The organism is Gilliamella sp. Pas-s95 (assembly GCF_009795795.1).
Classification (GTDB): Bacteria; Pseudomonadota; Gammaproteobacteria; order Enterobacterales; family Orbaceae; genus Gilliamella; species Gilliamella bombicola.
Genome location: NZ_WTFC01000012.1, coordinates 45,528 through 67,899, shown reverse-complemented (window position 1 = coordinate 67,899; position 22,372 = coordinate 45,528). Strand labels below are relative to the sequence as shown.

Annotated in this window: 16 protein-coding genes; 11 read left to right on the top strand and 5 right to left on the bottom strand. The window is 36.7% G+C overall.

The features are described 5' to 3' along the window. The first annotated feature begins 403 nt into the window (after positions 1-403). Together GQ598_RS04870 and GQ598_RS04865 are read left to right on the top strand one after the other, a co-directional pair. Positions 404-721, top strand: a complete 318-nt coding sequence (locus GQ598_RS04870) for a type II toxin-antitoxin system RelE/ParE family toxin (RefSeq protein WP_160402596.1) — start codon at positions 404-406, stop codon at positions 719-721. Continuing rightward, positions 714-1,004, top strand: a complete 291-nt coding sequence (locus tag GQ598_RS04865) for a helix-turn-helix transcriptional regulator (protein WP_160402595.1) — start codon at positions 714-716, stop codon at positions 1,002-1,004. The genes GQ598_RS04870 and GQ598_RS04865 overlap by 8 nt, the downstream gene beginning before the upstream one ends. Positions 1,005-1,900: 896 nt before the next feature. Here GQ598_RS04865 and GQ598_RS04860 read toward each other — a convergent pair. Beyond that, on the bottom strand, positions 1,901-3,601 hold the full coding sequence (locus GQ598_RS04860) for a hypothetical protein (RefSeq protein ID WP_160402594.1): 1,701 nt from the start codon (positions 3,599-3,601) through the stop codon (positions 1,901-1,903). A gap of 466 nt (positions 3,602-4,067) precedes the next feature. On the opposite strand from GQ598_RS04860, the gene GQ598_RS04855 reads away from it, so the two are divergent. Next, a complete protein-coding gene (locus tag GQ598_RS04855; RefSeq protein WP_202112681.1) occupies positions 4,068-6,386 on the top strand; it encodes a zinc/cadmium/mercury/lead-transporting ATPase in 2,319 nt (772 codons plus the stop codon). Positions 6,387-6,461: 75 nt separating this feature from the next. Here the strand turns inward: GQ598_RS04855 and birA are convergent, their stop codons facing one another. Genes birA through murB form a run of 3 tightly spaced genes read right to left on the bottom strand, consistent with a single transcriptional unit; the run spans position 6,462 to position 9,602 of the window. Next, complete coding sequence (gene birA, locus GQ598_RS04850; RefSeq protein WP_160402593.1) at positions 6,462-7,415, bottom strand: bifunctional biotin--[acetyl-CoA-carboxylase] ligase/biotin operon repressor BirA; 954 nt, start codon at positions 7,413-7,415, stop codon at positions 6,462-6,464. Continuing rightward, positions 7,390-8,532, bottom strand: a complete 1,143-nt coding sequence (locus GQ598_RS04845) for an MFS transporter (protein WP_160402592.1) — start codon at positions 8,530-8,532, stop codon at positions 7,390-7,392. The genes birA and GQ598_RS04845 overlap by 26 nt, the downstream gene beginning before the upstream one ends. A gap of 59 nt (positions 8,533-8,591) precedes the next feature. Beyond that, complete coding sequence (gene murB / locus GQ598_RS04840; RefSeq protein ID WP_160402591.1) at positions 8,592-9,602, bottom strand: UDP-N-acetylmuramate dehydrogenase; 1,011 nt, start codon at positions 9,600-9,602, stop codon at positions 8,592-8,594. Positions 9,603-10,043: 441 nt separating this feature from the next. Here murB and GQ598_RS04835 point away from each other — a divergent pair, with 441 nt between their 5' ends. The 8 genes from GQ598_RS04835 to ushA all read left to right on the top strand — a co-directional run bounded on the left by GQ598_RS04835 (position 10,044) and on the right by ushA (position 20,420). After that, entirely contained in the window at positions 10,044-11,276 is a 1,233-nt protein-coding gene (locus tag GQ598_RS04835) for a phosphopentomutase (protein WP_160402590.1), read from the top strand. Positions 11,277-11,324: 48 nt separating this feature from the next. Next, on the top strand, positions 11,325-12,041 hold the full coding sequence (gene deoD, locus GQ598_RS04830; protein ID WP_091347273.1) for a purine-nucleoside phosphorylase: 717 nt from the start codon (positions 11,325-11,327) through the stop codon (positions 12,039-12,041). A 130-nt stretch (positions 12,042-12,171) separates the two neighbouring features. After that, complete coding sequence (locus GQ598_RS04825; protein ID WP_160402589.1) at positions 12,172-13,425, top strand: nucleoside permease; 1,254 nt, start codon at positions 12,172-12,174, stop codon at positions 13,423-13,425. Between the two features lie 282 nt (positions 13,426-13,707). Further along, positions 13,708-14,880: an adenosine deaminase gene (gene add, locus GQ598_RS04820; RefSeq protein WP_160402588.1), complete on the top strand. Its 1,173-nt coding sequence runs from the start codon at positions 13,708-13,710 to the stop codon at positions 14,878-14,880. A 29-nt stretch (positions 14,881-14,909) separates the two neighbouring features. Continuing rightward, the gene (locus GQ598_RS04815; RefSeq protein WP_160402587.1) at positions 14,910-16,883 is read left to right on the top strand and encodes a bifunctional 2',3'-cyclic-nucleotide 2'-phosphodiesterase/3'-nucleotidase; all 1,974 of its coding nucleotides are present in this window, start codon (positions 14,910-14,912) and stop codon (positions 16,881-16,883) included. Positions 16,884-16,916: 33 nt separating this feature from the next. Then, positions 16,917-17,312 (top strand): cytidine deaminase, encoded by a 396-nt coding sequence (locus GQ598_RS04810; protein ID WP_160402586.1) that lies wholly within the window; start codon positions 16,917-16,919, stop codon positions 17,310-17,312. Positions 17,313-17,406: 94 nt separating this feature from the next. Then, complete coding sequence (locus tag GQ598_RS04805) at positions 17,407-18,708, top strand: pyrimidine-nucleoside phosphorylase (RefSeq protein ID WP_160402585.1); 1,302 nt, start codon at positions 17,407-17,409, stop codon at positions 18,706-18,708. A gap of 29 nt (positions 18,709-18,737) precedes the next feature. Further along, positions 18,738-20,420: a bifunctional UDP-sugar hydrolase/5'-nucleotidase UshA gene (gene ushA, locus GQ598_RS04800; protein WP_160402584.1), complete on the top strand. Its 1,683-nt coding sequence runs from the start codon at positions 18,738-18,740 to the stop codon at positions 20,418-20,420. 210 nt (positions 20,421-20,630) lie between these two features. Here ushA and GQ598_RS04795 read toward each other — a convergent pair whose 3' ends face one another. Beyond that, the gene (locus tag GQ598_RS04795; RefSeq protein WP_160402583.1) at positions 20,631-22,253 is read right to left on the bottom strand and encodes a hypothetical protein; all 1,623 of its coding nucleotides are present in this window, start codon (positions 22,251-22,253) and stop codon (positions 20,631-20,633) included. Positions 22,254-22,372 lie beyond the last annotated feature (119 nt).

Here is a 22,372-nt window from a genome sequence, read left to right as displayed (position 1 = left end):
CTGTTTGGCGTGCTAACCTCGCTCTGTTGTCGGCACATTCTGACGCCGGAATAAGACAAATAACATAACCATCGTTTTTGGGAAGATTGTTGTGTTTTTATAATTATATTGTTGATTTTATTTTAATTAAACGCCTATACGGCGTTAAGATTAATTCTTTATATTCTGCGTACAATTCGTGTTGTAATTTTTATAATTTTTAAACTTTCTAATCTAAGTTTATCTCATTAAATTTATTCATTTTTATTATCCTTTTTAAACGTGTTATCTGTTTCAATGTCATCAAAACAAAGTTTAACTATTTTTTTAATCTTTAAGTAAAAATTCATTTAAAAATGAAAATCAATTTATTTAACAATGTTAACTTGTATGATAAAATTAGAATCAAAAATAAGGCGCAATAATGTTCAATATAAAAATACACGATAACGCATTTAAAGAACTGTCAGAACTACCTGATGAGTTACGAGGTAAAATGTTTCAGTTAATAAAAAAACTAGAAACTAACGGACAACTAAAAATGCCAAGTAGCAAAAGTTTGGGCGCCGGTTTATTTGAGTTGAGAGCAATCGAACGTAATAATATTGCAAGATGTCTGTATGTGTATCAACAAAACAACACAATTTATATTTTATATTCATTTGTGAAAAAGACTCAAAAAACACCGGCCAACGCTTTAAAAATAGCACAAGAAAGAATAAAGGAGATGTCAAATGACTAAACATTCTAAAACAATTGCGGACTTAGAGTCTGCTATGCTTAATACAGACAAATCAAGAAAAGCGTACGAAATAGCTGAATATGAATGGAAACTTAAAGAGTTACTTGCTGAAGCACGTGAAAGAGCAAAATTTACATCATCTGATGTTGCTCGTAAATTGAATGTAACACCTTCAAATATTCATAGAATCGAAAGCAACCCCACTAAATCAAGTGTGCAGACTATTATTAAATATTTAGAAGCATGTAATGTAAAAATAGATATGAATTTAACTGCACTATAAATTTATAGTGCAGTTAACAGCTCCAAATGAATAAAATGCTCAATTTTATTCGTTTGAAGTTATCATGTCTTTTTTATTCTCATTACTTAAATCCCATAATCGTAAAACAGTCGGCTCATTCTGACACCGAAATAAGACAAATAACATAACCATCGTTTTTGGGATGGGTTGTTGTGTTTTTATAAGGCGGTTTTTGTTAAAAAATACCTTCAAAAAAAACTTAAATAAAATCAATACCTTTTCTGACCACTTTTTGGATGTAATTACATTGCTTTTTAATACAAAAGCAACTCATCAAAAAACACCTGCGATTATGTTGTCTGTCTTGTTCCGGCGTCAGAATGTGCCGACAACAGAGCGAGGTTAGCACGCCAAACAGGGATGTTTGGCGAGTTTGTGGTGCGCCGGGAGCGCGTCCACAAACTGTGCGTTAAGACCGAGCGCCGGCGTCGGACAAATTTGTCTGGAACAAATTTGAACATCTGAGCACAGCGAAGATGGCCTCGTAGAGGCGAGTATCAGGATGATACGAGTAGTGCCGTAGGCCACATTTTGTAGCCAAAGCGTGGGATTGCAAAGGGAATTAGCTTTAATTCCCTTTGTTCGGACGTGGTCACTGTAGCTATTTTGTTCACCCAAGGTCAAAACGTCCGAAACCTTGCCGTACTATAAATAGACCACAAATTTAAACCGCCACAGCATTATCCACTAGGATTGCCATCGACACTTTCAGCGTCGCCGGCGGCGGGGGCGGCGCGATTGTGGCTTCGCCGCAACAGCGCAACCCTAAGGGAATATGCCCCAACTTACGCGGGGGCGTTATTCTTTGTTAGATTGTCCTCTCAGGCACCATAACCGCCCCCGCGGCCCAAGGATTAAGGAATAAACGCTAAAAACTAAGGTGCGGTACAAACAGCATAATCGCTGTAGGAAGCACTGTAGCTGCTGACGTGGCCGTCGTCCGAGTAGACAGTGAACCCATCGCTACCTGCCGCGTCACTCGTCCAGTAGTGGGCGTAGACGAAGCCCGCATCAGCGTAGGCGTACATGCCGCCCCACTCCGTGAAAAAACCAGCACCTATATGACGCTTGTAATGATTACCAGATGAACGAGGCGTGGCGCCTAAACTGCTATAGCTTGAATTGGTTAAATCGCTGACCCTAGCAATACGATAACCCAAACGACTACACCAAGTGGATTGGTTGGACTGAGTATCGAGTTTATTACCCCGATTGACGAACCACTGCTTTAACACAAACCCATACCTCACCTCATTACCTCGACTATCCCTACCGACCAACACAACTGTCTGTGGCAAAGATAGCGACGGAGTAAGCCGACTAGGACGACTTGAATTTATCTGAGTATCATCAGCCCTAGGACCGCTTAACTTAACTCGTGCGACAACTCTTCCCTCAAGAAAAACAGACCATGAGTCATCACGTGCTATATTTGTCACTGTAGCCGTTATACCACCACGCCTGAACGTAGACCACGTCAACTGACTTGCGTCAATACCTTTCATGTCCAAATCAAAATACAATCCATCTGCACCCGTTGTAGGAAAATTTCGGTCGTAAGATGACTGAGGAACAAAACCCACATTACCATGCCACTCGTTAAGTGAGCCGAAGTACTTGCTGTCGTCGCCCGGACGCTGAGTGCCACCCAAATACAAATTCGGCGCTGCGTGACAAACACTAGCATTGTCATACGGATTGATATAATAGTCCACCGTAGCTCCACTAAAACTAGTTCTACTAGGAACACCGTACTGGGTCTGTAAATATCCCCCTGTACTACTTAATCTTACCCTATAAGGTGCCTTACATATACTTAATGCTTCGTTACGATTAACTGTACTGTTACTCTTATCCCTAAACGATACCGATATACTCCCCGATGCGGTAACTCCATTACCACCCTGTCCATCCCCATCATCATCTCGCCAATAATTATATCGAGTGACTAAATCACTTAAACTCACTGAATTAGTTGATGACGGGACTATCATATCTATATCATCCAAAGTATTCCCTGCATAAGGCAACCTGATTGGATTTGATACACTTGATGTATTAGTAGACGGCGTGATTACCTGACCATCCTGCAACTTGATAGACAACAAACTATCTGTTGATATTGCCTTTGTCCGACCACCGTCGAATGTTAAATACGGCGCACTACCCTCTATGACCCTTGATGTATGTGCCGTTAATGCCACAGAACACTGTGAATATGACAACAACAATACCACGAAGAACAACGCCGATTTAGAGAACAATTTAGATAACAATGAAGCTCTAAACCATAATGGCGGTTTGAATACCAATGGCGGCTTTAACAACCACTTGGATATCGACGATAATTTTGCCGAAGAGGTGGCCGATGACCTGACCAAAGAGGTTTCCGAGAATGTCGTCGAAGGACCCGACGAAAACATCGCCTGAAAAAACCTCGATGACGGCGCCGATTTCGCTACGCGAAATGACCTCGGTGATGAAAATAAGAACTGTGTCTGATTTAGACTATAGTGAAAATTAAAAAGTTTTAGGGCGTAGGTTTGGCAGGCCAGATGCCAGATGCCAGATGCCATAAATGGTAACGCATTTCGATCATCCTATCAAGTAATTTTTTGTTTTATTTCGATTTTTTATAACTGACTGCTCTAATAATGAGCACTCCCTTGCTTTGTAAGCGATTAAATTATAACCGCTTGACCAATAATGCGCTACCTTTTTTGTTAAAAATTTGTAAAGTTTTGTTAAAGGGTGAGTCAGCTTATGTTGGCGGGCTTTGGGAAATGGTTTTGGTGATGTTTTTTGAATAAAAAACATCAAATAAAAACTTCAATAAAATCAATACCTTTCCTGACCGATTTTTGGGTAATTAAATGGCTGTTATTAAAGTGCTCTATTTATCACTGATTTGTTAGATGTCATCACGTTGCTAACGTTTTTAACGCATTAATTTTAATTTAAAAAATCCCATAAAAATAAATTAATTTATTTTTTTCTTTTTTAGCGTACAATCAAAATCATCCCCCTAAGCGAGGTAACGTTATGTTATATAATAACAAATCTATGTACCACGAACATCATCTTCATGAATGTTGTCATGATAATTGTCAAAATCTGGCGCATAATCATGCACATTTATCTCATGAGTTACATTGTCATCAAGATTCAACGCATTGTTCTGGTGGCGATTCCCATATGACTAACCCCAAAAATGAGTTTGACGATACTCCTGATGACCCCAACAGGCAAAGTAAGCAGACTAAACTGACATGGAAAATAGAAGGCATGGATTGTGCGCACTGTGCGCAGCAAATTGAAAATAGCTTAAAGACATTACCCGATATTTGCCAAACTAAAATTATCTTTTCTACCGAAAAATTAGTCGTTTTAGTTCCGCAAAAGAATGAACAAACGATTAAATTAATTGAAGATAAAGTTATCGAGTTAGGCTATAAACCCATTTTTGAACCTTCCCCAGAACATTCGCATCATCATGACCATTCCCATAGTTTTGATAAAAAAGCATTAATTCCTCTAGGAGTATTAGGCGCTTTAATTGTGGTGAGCTATATCCTGTTGTTATGTAATAAAACCGTTGGCGAATATGCCTTTATGGTGACAGCAATTGTTGGATTAATGCCTATTTTGAAAGAAGCGGTAATTTTAACGCGTAGTGGTACACCATTTGCGATCGAGTCGTTAATGAGTGTGTCAGCTATTGGGGCTTTATTTATTGGAGCTGCCGAAGAAGCCACTATGGTTATATTTTTATTTATGATTGGTGAGATGTTAGAAGGTGTTGCAACAAGTAAAGCCAAAAAAGGCATCTCTTCGCTTGCTCAGCTCATGCCAGAAGAGACCGTTATTATCATTGACGGTGTACGAAAAACCGTTGCCAGTCATAGCTTGAAACCCGATGATATTATTGAAATTTCATCTGGAGGCCGGTTGCCTGCTGATGTGATTTTAATGAGCGAGCAAGCCAATATTGATGAAAGCGCATTAACCGGTGAATCCATTCCAGTTAATTATCTTTCAGGCGACAAAATTATGGCCGGTTCGCTGGTGGTTGATAATACAATTCAACTCAAAGTGGTATCAGAAGTCGGGCAAAATGCGGTTGATCGTATTTTAGAGATGATTGAAGATGCCGAGGAGCGTAAAGCGCCTATTGAACGTTTTATTGATAAATTTAGCCGTTACTATACGCCTACAATTGCTTTTTTTGCACTATTAGTGATTGTTGTGCCACCTTTGTTGCTAAGTGCTGATTGGTATACTTGGTTTTATCGTGGCTTGACGTTGTTATTAATTGGTTGCCCTTGTGCGCTAGTGATTTCAACACCTGCGGTGATAACATCGGCCTTATCGAATGCTGCAAAGCAAGGCGTGCTAATTAAAGGTGGTGCGGCGTTAGAGCATATTGGTTCGGTTAAACGGGTTGCGTTTGATAAGACAGGTACCTTAACTGAAGGTAAACCGCAAGTAACTGATGTGATTGCTCAAGATATTTCAAAAGAACAATTATTGGCGCTAGTTGCCGCAATTGAAAGTGGTTCGCATCATCCTATAGGTAAAGCTATTGTTGATTATGCATTGCAGAATCAATTAAATATCAATGAGGCAGGTAATCGTAAAGCAATCGCGGGAATTGGTATTCAAGGCGAGATTGATAATCAGATTTTTTATATTGTTTCGCCAAGCAAAGTTGCGACCGTTTCAACGCCTTTAAATGATGAACACGTTAAAATCATTGCAGAGCTTGAAAGTGCTGGTAAAACCGTGGTAGTTGCGGTAACAAATCAACAATTGATGGGTATTATTGCTCTGCAAGATGTGTTGCGATCAGATGCAATTACTGCAATAAATGAACTTAATCAACTTGGTATTAAATCTTTGATGTTAACTGGTGATAATGCACGAGCAGCCAAAGCTATTGCCGATCAGTTAGGTATGGATTACCGCGCTGAACTGTTGCCTGCCGATAAGTTGATTGCCATTGAAAAAATCCGTAACACAACGTCTATTGCTATGGTGGGTGACGGTATTAATGATTCGCCAGCCATGAAGGCCGCAACTGTGAGTATTGCCATGGGAAGTGGCACAGATGTTGCGCTAGAAGCTGCCGATGCTGCATTAACTAAAAATAGCTTACTCAGTTTGCCTAAATTAATTCGTTTAACTCGCTTTGCTCGTCGTAATATTAAACAAAATATTACCATTGCATTAGGTATTAAACTGGTATTTTTGATTACCAGTTTGTTTGGTTTTACTGGGTTGTGGCTAGCAGTGTTGGCTGATTCAGGCACAACTGCTATTGTGACCGCTAATGCTCTTAGGGTTTTGAAATTTAAAAAATAAAAGTTAAGAATATGTTTGCTTAAACTATTCCGCTTGTTACAAGCGGAATAGTTTTGTTAAATCATTTTGGGTTTATTATTCATCAATTCTTAATGATATTTCGCCACCAATATGGGCATTAATTTTACCGTTTTGTTCTAACAATAAAGCACCTTGCTCGTTGATGCCTTTTGCAATGCCGCGAATGGTATTATCACCAATTAATAGTTTTACTGGTCGATTGGCAAAGTTATCGAGTCTATTCCAATCATTAATAAATGGCGCTAAACCATGTTTTTCAAAGTCGATTAATTTACTTTTTAAGACTATGGCCACTTGTGCAACAAGTAAGTTACGATCAACATTACCTAAATTAGCCCATTTTTGGTTAACTATGTTAGTATCAGGATTTGTCATGGTTAGATTAACACCAACACCAATCACTACATGGGCACAGTCGCCAGTTTTGCCGGCAAGCTCAACTAAAATACCGGCTAACTTTTGGTCATTAAGATAAAGATCATTTGGCCATTTAACTTTGATCTCTTGGCCTGATAATGTGCGCAAGGTATCGGCAAGTACTATCCCTACCACCAAACTTAACCCCATTGCCGCGGCCACGCCTTGTTCTAACTTCCAATACATTGAGAAGTATAAATTGCTTCCAAAAGGGGAAAACCATTTTCGCCCTCTTCGACCTCGTGCTTTTGATTGAAATTCAGCCACACAGCAATCACCCGATGTTAATTGACCGATTCGATCAAGTAGATATTGGTTGGTTGAATCAATAATCGGTAATATTTCACAGTGGCTATCGGATTGGTAATGCTGATCAATCTTGTTTTTGTTGAGCAAATTAAGTGGCGATGCCAAGCAATAGCCTTTGCCTTGCACTGAAGTTAAGTCTACTCCCCACTCACGCAGCTGTTTGATGTATTTATTGATGCCTGCGCGTGTTATTCCAAATATTGTTGCTAATTCTTCACCTGAATGGTATTTGCCATCTGCGAGTATTTCTATTAATTTAAGTGGATTTTTGTGGCTGCGCATCCGTTCCTCTTTTTTTAATTAATAACACAATGAAGTATAACGAAATTATAGCAAAGCTGACAAATAAATAGGTATTATTCATTTTGTCCATAATAAAGGCAATCACCGCCGGGGCAATCAAACTGCCTAACGTATTGGTCAAGAGCATGGCTTGATTCATGGCGACGATATCTTGCTTTTTAACACACGAACAAGCCCAAGCCATGGATATAGGATAAATGGTGTAAATCGTTGCGCCTAATAAGATAATCGCTAATGCATTAAACCAATTAAATATCAGCATGATACATGCAACTAACATGAACAAAGATTCAATTAGCAATACAATCTGCCGTCCAAATTTATCTGCACACCAATTGGCTGGCATTTGTGCTATGACGCCAGATAAAATCAGTAGGATCATCCAATTAGCAACTTGAATATCGCTATATCCTAAGTGTGAATAATAAGCCGGTAAGAGTGAATATAACGATCCAATTAACATACCTGCAATAATGCAGCCAGTTAACCCAAGCCGCGAGGGTTTATTCAATATCATTGGCATAATGTTAAAGCTGCTTTTTTTCCTTTTTGGTAGTTTATAATGTGTGCGCAAAATAAATAAAATCGCAAGCCCCATTAGTAACATAATAACCAATCCAAAATACAGTACATCTTGTGGAAAATACTGTAACAAAGCTTGCCCCAGAACCGTGCCTAAATAATAAGTGGTTAAATAAATTGCAAGCATCCTTCCACGTGTATGTACTGGACCAGTGAGTAATATGCAACTTTCAATCACCACCCACGTGACAGCGCAAGCAATGCCAATAAAAAAGCGCCACATTATCCAGCTATAAAAATTTATTGAAAAACTTAAGCCAATAGTTGCTATGGCAAAAATAATACAACTATAGGTATAAGTGTGACGAGCATTAAATCTACTAATAAACCAATTGGCAAAAATAGTGCCAATCAAGTTACCAGTAAAATAACTTGATCCCACAAGACCAATTTGACCCAGCGAAAACTCGTTACGCACTAACCACAATGGTACTTGTGTGTTAAGTGCTGACAGCGAGATAGTCACAAAAAGTAAACTTATCAATAAAATAGGAAATGAATACGAATGTTTCATAATGTTATCGCATATAATTTATGGGTTATGTTTTGCGGACAATGATAATTTTGAGTTAATTACAAATAACTGTCCGCTTCAATTTCGCCCTTGTTGCCGATAAATCGGATTTCTGGTGATAAACTCACCAAGAATTTTTGTAATACACATTTTTTTATATAACGAGCTAATTCAACCACATCTTGTGCTGTTGCTTGATTTTTGTTGACTAATACGAGCGCTTGTTGTTGATGCACAGCCGCTCCGCCTATTTGATAGCCTTTTAGACCGCACTGATCGATAAGCCAACCTGCGGCTAATTTTATTTGCCCGTTAACTTGTGGATATATTGGCATGTTTGGGTAAATTTCAAGTAATTTGTCTGCCTCAATTTTGTCGATCACAGGATTTTTAAAGAAGCTTCCCCCATTGCCAAGCACTTTAGGATCGGGCAATTTACTGCGGCGAATTTCGCATACTTTATTAAAGACCATTTGTGGTGTGACATGTTGGGGATCAAAGTTGCGTAATTCACCGTAAGTTAATACTGGTTGCCACTGTTTGGGTAATTTAATACCAACATTGATAACCGCATAACCTTGCAAATATGCTTTTTTGAAGATGCTTTCACGGTAACCATATTGACCATCGGTAACTGTGATGATGTTACCTGTGGCAAGCTCAAGCAGTTCTACATAATCAGCTACTTTCTGAAATTCAACCCCGTAAGCACCAATATTTTGAATAGGAGCCGAACCAACACACCCCGGAATTAATGCGAGGTTTTCAAGCCCTGATATATTTTGTTCTATCGTTTGCAATACAATATCGTGCCAAATTTCACCTGCGCCAACTTTTAAATGCCACGCTTGGTCGGTTTCGGTCATTGTGATGCCTTTGATGCGGTTAACAATTACAATACCATCAAAATCACAGGTAAAAAGCGTGTTACTGCCTTCACCAATAATCATAATCGGTAAATGCGGCGAGTTATCTTGCCAAATTTGTTGTAATTGTTCGACAGTTGTGACAGTAATAACTTTTTGAGCAAAAACAGCTAGACCAAATGTGTTAGGAATTTTTTGTTTCATTAATAATCACTACCTTTATTTTGTGAAAGTAGACACCCAAGTGTAATTCGATTTTATCTGTTATTGTTATGATTTGGGCTCTATTGTACTTGCTTTCTATATTATCACAGGGTTGCTGTTATTTGATGATTTATTTGGTCATGAATGCATTTGAATTTTTTTATAAATTTGCTGTTGTCTGTATTTTACTAAAAAGATGTTATTTTTTATAAAAAGCATGAGCCAGATCAAATTAACAACATTATTTATACAAATATTCAACTATTCGATTAAAGCAATGCTTAAATCTTTTTTGTTTTTTGCTATTATATATAGCAACTATACGAGTAATAGTTTTATGAATTACTGTTAGCCCAAAAATAGTCGTCGGTATTTAATTAGCTGTGATTGATTATATCTATTGTACTTGACTTAAGTGTTGTTTATCAGTTAGAGGATATTATGAAAAGAGTATTTATTATGATCCTAGATTCGTTTGGGATCGGCGGTGCTGAAGATGCCAAAAAATATGGCGATGAAGGAGCTAACACTTTAGGCCATATTGCTGAAGCTTGCGCTTTAGGTAAAGCGGAACAAGGTCGCACTGGGCCATTAAAATTGCCAAATTTAGGTAAATTAGGTTTAATCGAAGCAGCGTACGAATCAACTGGCTATTACCCAAAAGGCATGCAAACTGAAGGCGAAATTATTGGCTCTTACGGCTATGCGAGCGAAATTTCTTCCGGTAAAGATACGCCGTCAGGACATTGGGAAATCGCCGGCGTGCCCGTGCTGTTTGATTGGGGCTATTTTACCAATACCACCAACAGCTTTCCTCAAGATCTGTTAGATAAAATCGTTTCTCGCGCTAAACTCCCCGGTTACCTTGGCAATTGTCATTCATCTGGCACCGTTATTCTTGATGAATTGGGTGAAGAGCATATGGCTTCTAATAAGCCAATTTTTTATACTTCTGCCGATTCAGTATTCCAAATTGCCTGTCATGAAGAGACTTTTGGTTTAGATAGACTTTATGAAGTTTGCGAAATTGCTCGCGATGAACTAAATAAGGGTAATTACAATATTGGCCGTGTTATTGCAAGGCCATTTGTAGGTAAAAAACCGGGCGAATTTGTACGTACAGGTAACCGTCACGATCTTGCTGTTGAACCACCAGCACCAACGATGATTAAAAAGCTTGTTGACGAAAAACACGGTACGGTCGTGTCAATTGGTAAAATTGCCGATATTTATGCCCACGTTGGGATCACCAAGAAAGTAAAAGCAACCGGTCTTGAAGCCCTGTTTGATGCATCACTTGAAGAAATCAAACAAGCTAAAGATAATACCATTGTCTTTACCAATTTTGTCGATTTTGACTCTTCTTATGGTCACCGTCGTGATGTTTCGGGTTATGCTGCTGCGTTAGAATATTTTGATCGTCGTCTTCCTGAAATGTTAGAACTCATTGAGCCCGGCGATCTGCTTATTATCAGTGCCGATCACGGCTGCGATCCAACTTGGGCTGGTACCGATCATACTCGTGAACATATTCCTGTCATTGTTTATGGCGACAGTGTGCCAGTAGGATCTTTAGGTCATCGTGAAACATTTGCCGATATTGGACAAAGTGTTGCCGATTATTTTGATTTATCGCCAATGGATTACGGTAAATCGTTTATAAAAAAGAAGTAGTTTAAGTTTGAGTCATACCGACTTAGTAATAAATATCAGGAGAAGTTAATGTCTACCCCGCATATTAATGCCATTGATAATGCGTTTGCAAAAACCGTTTTAATGCCTGGCGATCCACTACGAGCAAAATTTATTGCAGAAACGTTTTTAGAAAATGCCCAAGAAGTAACTAATGTAAGATCGATGTTAGGTTTTACGGGTTATTATAAAGGCCAAAAAATTTCAGTTATGGGGCATGGTATGGGTATTCCATCTTGCTCTATTTATGCAACCGAACTGATTAAATTTTATGGTGTTGAAAACATTATTCGTATTGGTTCATGTGGTGCAATTAGCCCTAATGTTAATGTGGGTGATGTTATTGTTGGAATGGGCGCATGTACCGATTCAAAAGTTAACCGCTTACGTTTTAAAAATCATGATTTTGCCGCTATCGCTGATTTTGATTTGACCTGTAATGCCGTTAATGCAGCTAAAAAGTTAGGTGTAAATGTGAAAGTGGGTAATATTTTTTCTGCCGATCTTTTTTATAGCGTTGAGCCTGATATGTTTGACGTAATGGAAAAATATAATATTTTAGGTGTTGAAATGGAAGCGGCTGGAATTTATGGGGTTGCTGCCGAATATGGCGCTAAAGCACTGGCCATTTGCACGGTTTCGGATCATATTCGAAAAGGTGAAGCAATGTCGGCAGAGCAAAGACAATTAGGCTTTAAAGAAATGATTACCGTTGCACTAGAGTCGGTATTATTAAATCAAAACTGAAACTAAAAATGGCAGAATAACTGCCATTTTTTTTTAGCTAATCAATACTGATAGCGGTAACAGTTTTAAAATGCATTATTCATATTTATGTGTAGTAGGTTATAAAAATCTTGTTTAATAAGGAAACAAAATGAACACCAAGTTACAACTTAAAATAATATTTTTTCTGCAATTTTTTATATGGGGAAGCTGGTTAATCACCTTAAATTATTATCTTGAGCATCAATTAAATTTTATTGGTATTGAGGTAGCTTCTGTATATGGATCGATGGCCATTGCTTCACTAATTATGCCAAGTTTACTCGGTATTGTTGCCGATAGATGGATACCAGCCAATCGCCTTTATGTTCTTTGTCACCTAATTGGTGCTATAACACTAATTATTGCTGCATCTGTTACATCACCGTTAATGATGACAATTGTCATGTTAATTCACTGTTTAGCCTTTATGCCTACCATCGCTATTTCAAATTCAATTTCTTATTCATGTTTGAATTCTCAAGGACTTGATGTTATTACTCAGTTTCCGGGAATTAGGATATATGGTACTATCGGTTTCATCGTTGCAATGTGGATAGTTAGCTTTTTGAAATTAGAAGCTAGCAATATACAACTTTATATCGCCGCTGCGGGTTCTCTTTTACTAAGTTTGTATTCATTAACACTTCCATTTATTTCGACATCACAAAACACAGATAAAAAAAGATCACTTATTAGCTCATTGGGGTTAGATGCGTTTGTATTATTCAAACAACCTAAAATGGTTATCTTTTTTCTATTTGCAGCTTTTTTAGGCGGTATTTTACAAATTACCAATACCTTCGGTAATTCATTTTTGCATAGTTTTGATGATATTCCAGAATTCAAAGATAGTTTAGCAATTCAATATCCTGCTGTATTACTTTCTATTTCACAAATTTCAGAAGTGATATTTATTTTATTTGTACCGTTTTTTATGAAGCGCCTTGGTATTAAATATGTTATGTTAATTAGTATATTTGCTTGGGTTGCTCGCTTTGGACTATTTGCTTACGGCGATCCTTCTCCTTTCGGTTTTGTATTATTACTTCTATCAATGATTGTTTATGGTTGTGCCTTTGACTTCTATAACATTTCAGGCTCGATGTATGTTGAAAAAACGGTTTCGCCAGATATCCGTAATAGTGCACAAGGGCTATTTATGATGATGACTAATGGAATCGGTGCTTACTTGGGAACAATGGCTAGTGGTTTTGTGGTCGATTATTATACTTCAGGAAAAACCGTAAATTGGCATGCTGTTTGGCTTGTTTTTTCAGGTTATGCTTTAGTTTTAGCTATTGTGTTTATGTTGATTTTTAAAAACGAACATTCAAACAAAGAAACAGCTCAAGCTATTAATTAATCATTTATTGTGTGGTAGGTTAAATTTAGCACTACCAATATAATGGCAACAATATAGGTTGTTGCCTTTTTGATTATCAATCAGTCAGCTTTAAAAATATGATTTACCACACAAAAAATAAATCAGTAATGCAAAATAAATGGCTGAAAGGTATCTTATCAAGGTACACTAACTGAATTTATAATTCACAATGTTAGTATGCTATTTTGAGCTTTTTGATAAGTGTTTTTATGTCATTATTACCAGAGCCCATTTAGCTTATTTAAATAGATTAAATTTCTAATGAAAAATCAAATAATACCCAAAGTCATATTACATGAGCACATTGAAGGGAGTATTACCCCAATGATGGCTCGCCAGTTAGCCCAAAAAAACAATATTCCGTTCCCTACAACTTTATGTTATCTACCGGGCCAATATGATGCTAATGAGTATAAAAATGGTAGATATTCGTACGACGAATCTAAGTTTGAAGAGTTTATTAAAACGTATGATATCGTTTCTAGTTTTCTAAAAAATCCTGAAGATTATTACGATATTACTTATGATTTTCTTTTTAGAAACGCTAAGCAAGGGTTAATTTATTGCGAGCTGTTTATTTCCCCTTTTCATATCTGCGCAACACCATCCCACGACGGGCAAGTTGTTTGGAATCAAGATAGATTTCACCAAACACTAAAGCAGATGGATAAGGCTATTATTGACGTTAGTCAGCAATATGATATTACTGTGCGATACCATGTAATTGGTGTTAGACATCTTGGTGCGAATGTGGTTTATGATACTCTGCAATTTATTCAAAATAACCCTCATCCGTTGATTACCGGTTTCAATATCGCAGGTAATGAAAAAGCAGGCCATTTTGATGATTTTAAAGCCGCCCATGAATTAGCCGCTCAGCTTAATTTAAAAAAGTCGTATCACGCAGGCGAAATAGATTCAGCCGAAAGTATTATTCAAGCGCTTAAACATGGTGCAAATAGAATTGGGCACGGTATTCGTGCCATTGAAGACAAAGTGCTTATTCGTGAACTGATCGATAAAAAAGTCACCCTTGAAATTGCCTTAACAAGCAATCGAATTTTAGTTAATGAGCTGCATGGCGATATTTATAAGCACCCCATTAGGCAACTTTATGACCAAGGCGTTCGCATTACGCTAAATACCGATGATGCAGGGATTTTTGGCACTGATATCGAAAAAGAGTATCACATTGCCCAATCGATTTTCTCATTTTCACGATTAGAATTGCTTGATATCACGCTCTGTGGTGTTCAGGCGGCATTTGTTGAAAACGCAGTTAAAAATCAATTGATTGGCAAAGTTCTAGCATATTTTACAGCTGATGATAAGCAATTATTAGAAACATGCATCAGTGACTCAAAATATCACCCAGCAATTATTGAACGTTTTTTAGAATACCAAAGATTGTTGGTGGCCATACCAATTAACTAATTTAGTTGTCAGAATAATAGGAGATTTGCATGAAAAAAACTAAGTTACCCCTCACCTTTTTAGCCCTATTTATTTCTGGCGCGGCATGTGCTGCAACAGTTGATTTAAGGATTATTGAAACAACCGACTTGCACGGCAATATGATGAATTATGATTATTTTAAAGATCAATCCATCGATGCTTTTGGATTAGCCAAAACTGCTAATTTGATTCACCAAGCAAGACGTGAAGTAAAAAATAGTGTGCTTGTCGATAATGGCGATTTAATTCAAGGTAGCCCAATGGCTGATTATGCAGTGCATAAAGGCCTTAACGATGGCGATATTCACCCCGTTTATAAGGCGCTCAATGCGCTTGATTATGTTGTTGGTAATATTGGTAATCATGAATTTAATTTTGGGTTGGAATTTTTACAAAAAAGCCTTTCAGGTGCTAAATTCCCTTATGTTAATGCAAATGTCTATGATGCTAAAACCAATAAGCCGTTCTTTAAACAATATCTTATTGTCGATACCCCCGTCGTTGATAGAAGCGGCAATAAACAAACAATAAAAATTGGCTATATTGGCTTTGTGCCACCACAAATTATGCAATGGGACAAACTTAATCTTGATGGTAAAGTTGTGGTTAAAGACATTACCGAAACAGCCAAGCACTTGGTTCCAGAAATGAAAAAGCAAGGCGCTAATATCATTATTGCCATTCCCCATTCGGGTGTTTCTTCTGAACCTTATAAAGCTTTAGCCGAAAATTCGGTTTATTATTTAAGTCAAGTTAAAGGTATTGATGCAATTATGTTTGGCCATGCCCATGGCGTGTTCCCAAGCGAGGAGTTTAAATCATTACCAAATACCGATATTAAAACAGGTAACATTAATCATGTGCCAGCTGTTATGCCCGGACATTGGGGTAGCCATTTGGGCGTGGTGGATTTAGTGCTTGATGGCGATAAATCTAATTGGCAAGTGACGTCAGGCAAATCTGAAGCTAGACCGATTTATGATGTCAAAAATAAAAAAGCACTAGTTGAAGCAGACCCCAAAATTATTGATATTCTAACCGAAGATCACCAAGGTACGCGTGAATTTGTTGGCAAACCAATTGGTAAGGTTTCAACTGATATTACTAGTTATTTGGCCTTGGTTGAAGATAGCTCAGCGTTACAAATTATTAGCGATGCGCAGATCGATTACGTTAAGCAATTTATTCAAGGTGACCCTGACCTTGATGGATTACCTGTTTTATCGGCCATTGCACCATTTAAAGCAGGTGGCAGGAAAAATGATCCTAGCGCTTTTGTTGATGTTAAAAAAGGTAATTTGTCATTTAGAAATGCAGCAGATATCTACCTTTATCCGAATATTTTGTCTGCCATAAAATTGACAGGTAAAGACGTTAAAGAGTGGTTGGAATGCTCAGCGGGTGTCTATAACCAAATCGATCCCCATTCATCTCAACCACAATATTTGATTAATTGGGACAAATTTAGAACTTATAATTTCGATACCATTGATGGTGTGAATTATCAAATAGATGTCACTAAACCACCGCGTTATGATGCAAATTGTCAGTTAATTAACCCTTCATCAGAAAGAATTAATAGTCTGACTTATCAACAAAAACCGATTGATCCTAACCAAACATTTTTAATTGCCACCAATAATTATCGTGCTTATAGCGGTATATTTCCGGGAACAGGTGAAAAAAACGTCAAATTTAATTCACCTGATGATTTAAGAGTGATTCTTTCAGCTTATATCACCAACACCACCCAAAAATACGGCGCTGTAGAGGTTACCGTTGACAATAATTGGCGAATTGCCCCAATTACTAGCGATACCAATTTGGATATTCGTTTTGAATCATCACCAACTGATGAAGCTAAAGATTATATTGAAAAGCATTCAATATACCCTATTCACTTTATCGAAAAAGATGATTCAGGTTTTGGGGTTTATCGACTTGATTTACAATCATTGGTTAACACTCAGCTCCAAAATTAATTAGTATTATTATGCCCCAAAGGATTTATAAATATGAAAATAGAAAAACTAATTGAGCTTGCTAAAGCAGCACGTTCTAAAGCTTATGTACCTTATTCTAAATTTCAAGTTGGCGCAGTGCTCATTACTGAAGATGATGAAGCAATTTTAGGTTGCAATGTTGAAAATGCCTCTTACGGCTTAACTAACTGTGCAGAACGCACAGCGATTTTTAAAGCGGTATCAGAAGGTAAACGTAAGTTCAAAAAATTGGTGGTAATTGGTGATACGGATGGACCAATTTCACCTTGTGGTGCTTGTCGCCAAGTTATTAGCGAGTTTTGTGCTAAAAATATGCCGGTTATTTTGACCAATATGAACGGTAAAATTCAGGAAACCACTGTTGGAGAATTATTACCTTGGTCTTTTTCACCAAGTGATTTGGACTAATTTATTCTTAATCATTTTCCTAACTAAGTTATTACATTTAGGGTGATTTAACAATTAAAGATTCACCCTATTATCAATATAAGAGAGTATCGTTATGAGATTTGTTGATATTATTGAAAAAAAACGCGACGGAAAAGCGTTATCAACCGAGGAAATACAATTTTTTATTACAAACTACACTAACGGCAAAATCCCCGATTATCAAGTTAGTGCTTTATTAATGGCAATTTACTATCAAGGTATGACATCAAAAGAGTGTGCAGATTTAACCAGCGCAATGATGCATTCGGGCGACACAGTAGATCTTTCTTCAATTAAAGGCATTAAAGTGGATAAGCATTCAACAGGTGGCGTGGGCGATACAACAACATTAGTGCTTGCCCCTTTAGTTGCAGCCTTAGATGTACCTGTGGCTAAAATGTCGGGACGTGGACTTGGGCACACCGGTGGTACCACCGATAAATTTGAGTCTATTCCAGGATTTAAAATTGAATTAAGTAAACAAGATTTTATTAATCAAGTTAATCATAAAGGCCTTGCCGTGATTGGCCAATCTGGCAATTTAACACCAGCAGATAAAAAGCTATACTCGTTACGGGATGTAACAGGGACAGTTAATTCTATTCCGCTTATTGCAAGCTCAATTATGAGCAAAAAATTAGCCGCTGGCGCTGATGCCATTGTGCTAGATGTCAAAACTGGCGATGGCGCACTAATGAAAGATATGGCCGACTCCGAAAAATTAGCCCATGAAATGGTTAATATCGGTAACCAAATTGGTCGTAGAACCATGGCTATCATTTCAGATATGTCACAACCACTTGGTTTTGCAATTGGTAATGCGCTTGAAATAAAAGAAGCCATTGATACTTTACAAGGCCATGGCCCCGCTGATTTAACTAAATTAGTTTTAACATTAGGTAGCCAAATGGTTGTGCTTGCCAATAAAGCCAAAACCTTGGAAGAAGCTAGAGTAAAACTTCAAGAAGTCATTAAAAATGGCAAAGCTATCGAGAAGTTCAAAACTTTAATTGAAGCACAAGGTGGTGATAGTTCTATTGTTGATCATCCTGAAAAACTAGCTAGTGCACCTTACCAAATTGCCCTACCGGCTCTTAAATCAGGTTATGTATCAAAAATTATTGCAGATCAAATTGGTATTGCGGCAATGCAACTAGGCGCTGGGCGCGCAACCAAAGATGACATTATTGATCCAGCGGTTGGAATCGTGTTACATAAAAAAGTGGGCGATCAAGTTGCCGAAGGCGAAGCATTGTTAACCATTCATGCTAGTACAGATAAGCTTGATGCGATTAAGCAAAAATTGTATGACAATATTATTATTAGTGATTGTGCCAATGAACCACAATTGATTTATAAAGTGATTACTGAGTAATCATTGGCAATAAGGATTTAGGAGGCACCATGTATAACTCAAATTTGAATAAAAAAATATCACTGCTTGTTGTTTTGGGGCTATTTTCAGTTAACGCTATAGCGGCTGCTTCAACAATACAATCAACAACACCAAGTTGGGAAAAAAACAAGCCTTATCAATTTACGATCTTACATACTAACGACCACCATGGTCGTTTTTGGCAAAATGATATCGGTGAATATGGTCTTGCTGCACAAAAAACAGTTGTTGATGAAATAAGAAAGGAAGTAGCCACGAAAGGTGGAAAGTTGCTGCTTCTATCTGGTGGTGATATCAATACCGGTGTTCCTGAATCTGATGTACTTCAAGCTAAACCAGATTTTTTAGGTATGAATGAAGTTAGATATGATGCAATGGCGGTGGGTAATCATGAATTTGATCACCCTTTAGCCGTTATTCGTGAGCAACAAAAATGGGCTCATTTTCCATTTTTATCTGCCAATACTTACTTTAAAGGTACTGATAATCGTGTTTTTGATGCTTATAAAATGTTTGATTTAAATGGCATTAAAGTAGCAGTATTTGGATTAACCACAGATGATACAATTTTTTTAGCCTCTCCCAAAAATACTGATGGCGTTGAATTTCGAAAAACATTACCCGAAGCCCAAAAAGTTATTGCCCAAATAAAAAAGACAGAAAGTCCAGATATGATTATTGCCGTTACACATATGGGACATTACGAAAATGGTGAACATGGCTCGATGGCACCGGGTGATGTTGAATTAGCCCGAGGCTTGCAAAGTGGCGAATTAGATATGATTGTCGGCGGTCATTCGCAAAATCCCGTTTGTATGGCAAGCCCAAATAAACGCATTACCGAATATGTACCTGGTACCCCATGCGCACCCGATAAACAAAATGGCACATGGATTGTACAAGCCCATGAATGGGGTAAATATGTTGGGCGTGCTGATTTTGTCTTTTTAAATGGTAAAATAACTTTACAAAATTACCAGTTAATTCCAATCAATCTAAAAAAAGAAGTAGATAATGGTGACGGGACAAAACGCCTTGAATATTACACTAAAGAGATCTTACAAGATAAAACATTACTCGAAAATTTAAAACCTTATCAAGAACAAGGTAAACAACAATTACTGGTTAAAAGTGGTGAATTAATCGGTCGCCTTGAAGGTGATCGCAGTGTTGTAAGATATCAACAAAGTAATATGGGGCAGTTGTTACTCAGTGCTTTTGTTGAAAAAACCAAGGCTGACATTGGTATTATGTCTGGTGGCATGATTCGCGATTCGTTAATTGAGGGCAATATTACTTATCGCGACATCCTAAAAGTTGAGCCTTTTGGTAATAATGTTGTTTATTTTGAATTGACTGGTAGCGAATTAATCGATTACCTAAAAATAGCACTCAATAAAAAACAAGGTTCGGGTGGATATCCACACCTAAAAAATATCACTCTAACACGATCTGGCGATAATATTAAAGATGTAAAAATTAAAAATGAACCCATTGATTTACAAAAATCATATCGTATTGCTACACTAGATTTTTTAGCTGCAGGCGGTGATGGTTATCCAATAACCAATACTTCACCAACTTATGTGGATACTGGTTATCGAGATGCTGATGTCGTAAAACAATATTTTGAGGAACATTCGCCAATTAATGCATCTGATTATGAACCAACACAATTTATACACAACTAAATTATATTTAAGGATGCCTGAGCGTAAATGTTTATTAGCAATACATTGTTCGAGAATAATCACCATATTATTCGGTAACCGTAACTAAGCTAACATAGCTGTAGTGCCGTGTTCAAGGTTTATACCCTATTGTTGGCACTACAGTTTTTTTGTAGTGTTTAATATTGAATGATTTTTATTTAGTAACTTATTAAAATATTATGAAATTTGTTAATAATATTCAATAGTTCGTGTAGTTATCATGTGGTCATCACACTCTTTAACTATCCAATCACCTTTTTCGTTATGTTTAGAAAATTGACACTCAAGAGTTGCTTTCTTGTTGTTATCAACATATTTTTTTAATTTGATTAGCTGACCTTGTTTATTATACTCCATAGTATATGTTTCATTACCGATCACTCTAGAAATCAACTGATTTTTATTATTATATTGAAATGTCATATTATTATCAAAAAATAGTATCTTATCTTCATCATCGTAGCCGACAGAAACTGAGCGAAGTTTATCTAACTCACCCATTTTTTGAACAAATTTTGTTCTATAGTCTGTTTGGAAAATATCAAATAAATCGGTTTTATTATAATTATCGGTTGCAAACGGATTCGTATAGTTTTGATTTAGGCTAGGCAAAGACATGGTAAAATAATCATAAAATTTCCAGCTCGTTCTTTCTGTTTCTAAATCGTCAGAAGCAACAATACTACGCTTCAGTACATAATTATAACTTTTAGTTGTCTCAACAAAAGAAGTAACTAACCCACTATCATCAAAATTCATTTCAAAAACAGAGCTGCCGCCATTATCTAGCAAATGTTGATATTGACCCAATAACTTGTTTTTTATATTGCCTGTTGCAGACTTAATACGATTTTGGGTAAGGGCATGATCAAAAAAGTAATACATTACAACTTGGTTAGTTGAGCGAGCTAAATTTTCTGAAGGATTTGCTTTTGCAAATAATACGGGATCTGATTCTATACCCCAATCATTAATGATGCGATTATATGAAAAAAAATATTTTCTTATTTTTGCTACTTTTTCTTTATCGTAATATGCATAAGTAAAATGTTCCTGATCCCATTTGTTTTCATCTTCACTATAAAAAAATGACTGTCTTATTGAATCATCGTTATCAAAGATAAACTCACCATTGACCAATTTAGCTAACTTAATATCAGACGATATTTGATTTGGAAATTTCCCATCGATGAGTTTAGGGTAACTATAGGCAAAATGTGCATCTTTTTTATTTTCGTCTAACTCTCCAGCATAAAAATATTGTTTAAAGATATCATTATTAACCCAAGAAGGAATTTGTTCAATATTATAAGTGACTGTTGCAAATGAATTTACATTATTGCTCATACCTAAAAAAAATAGTTTATCTAAAGTCACTTGTCCAAAACAAAAACTACCTTTTTTAAATTTTGTGTCGCTGTTTAATTTAGCTAATTGATAGGTTGTGGTTTGGTTGTTAGCATCTAATGAACGGTCTAATAAACCTAAGCTTGTAAAAACTTCTAATCGCCGATTTAACTCGTTATTTATCCACACTTCCGATCGTTCGTTTGCTGGATAACTGAGATCTTTTTTAAGGTAAGGGAATGTTACTTTGCCTAGATAGAAACAAATTGGTTTGTCTTGATCTTCCAGTGTTGCTTTAATTTCTTCCGTTAATTTTACTTTACTTTTATCACATCCTGACAGTATAACCAATAATGTCAGAGGAACAACATTAAAATATTTTTTCATTGTTTTTGATAGTCCTTTTCCTATTACTTTTATTTCTGATAAATCTTTTAAGAAATAATCCATTTTTGATTGTAACATGATTTAGGTAAGGTGATAAGTTTGCTCATTTTTCTTATCTGTTCTAGATCAATATTTGGACAGATTGTTATAGATGATTTTTGCTAAAAAACTAAAAATCATATTGATAATATTCAATA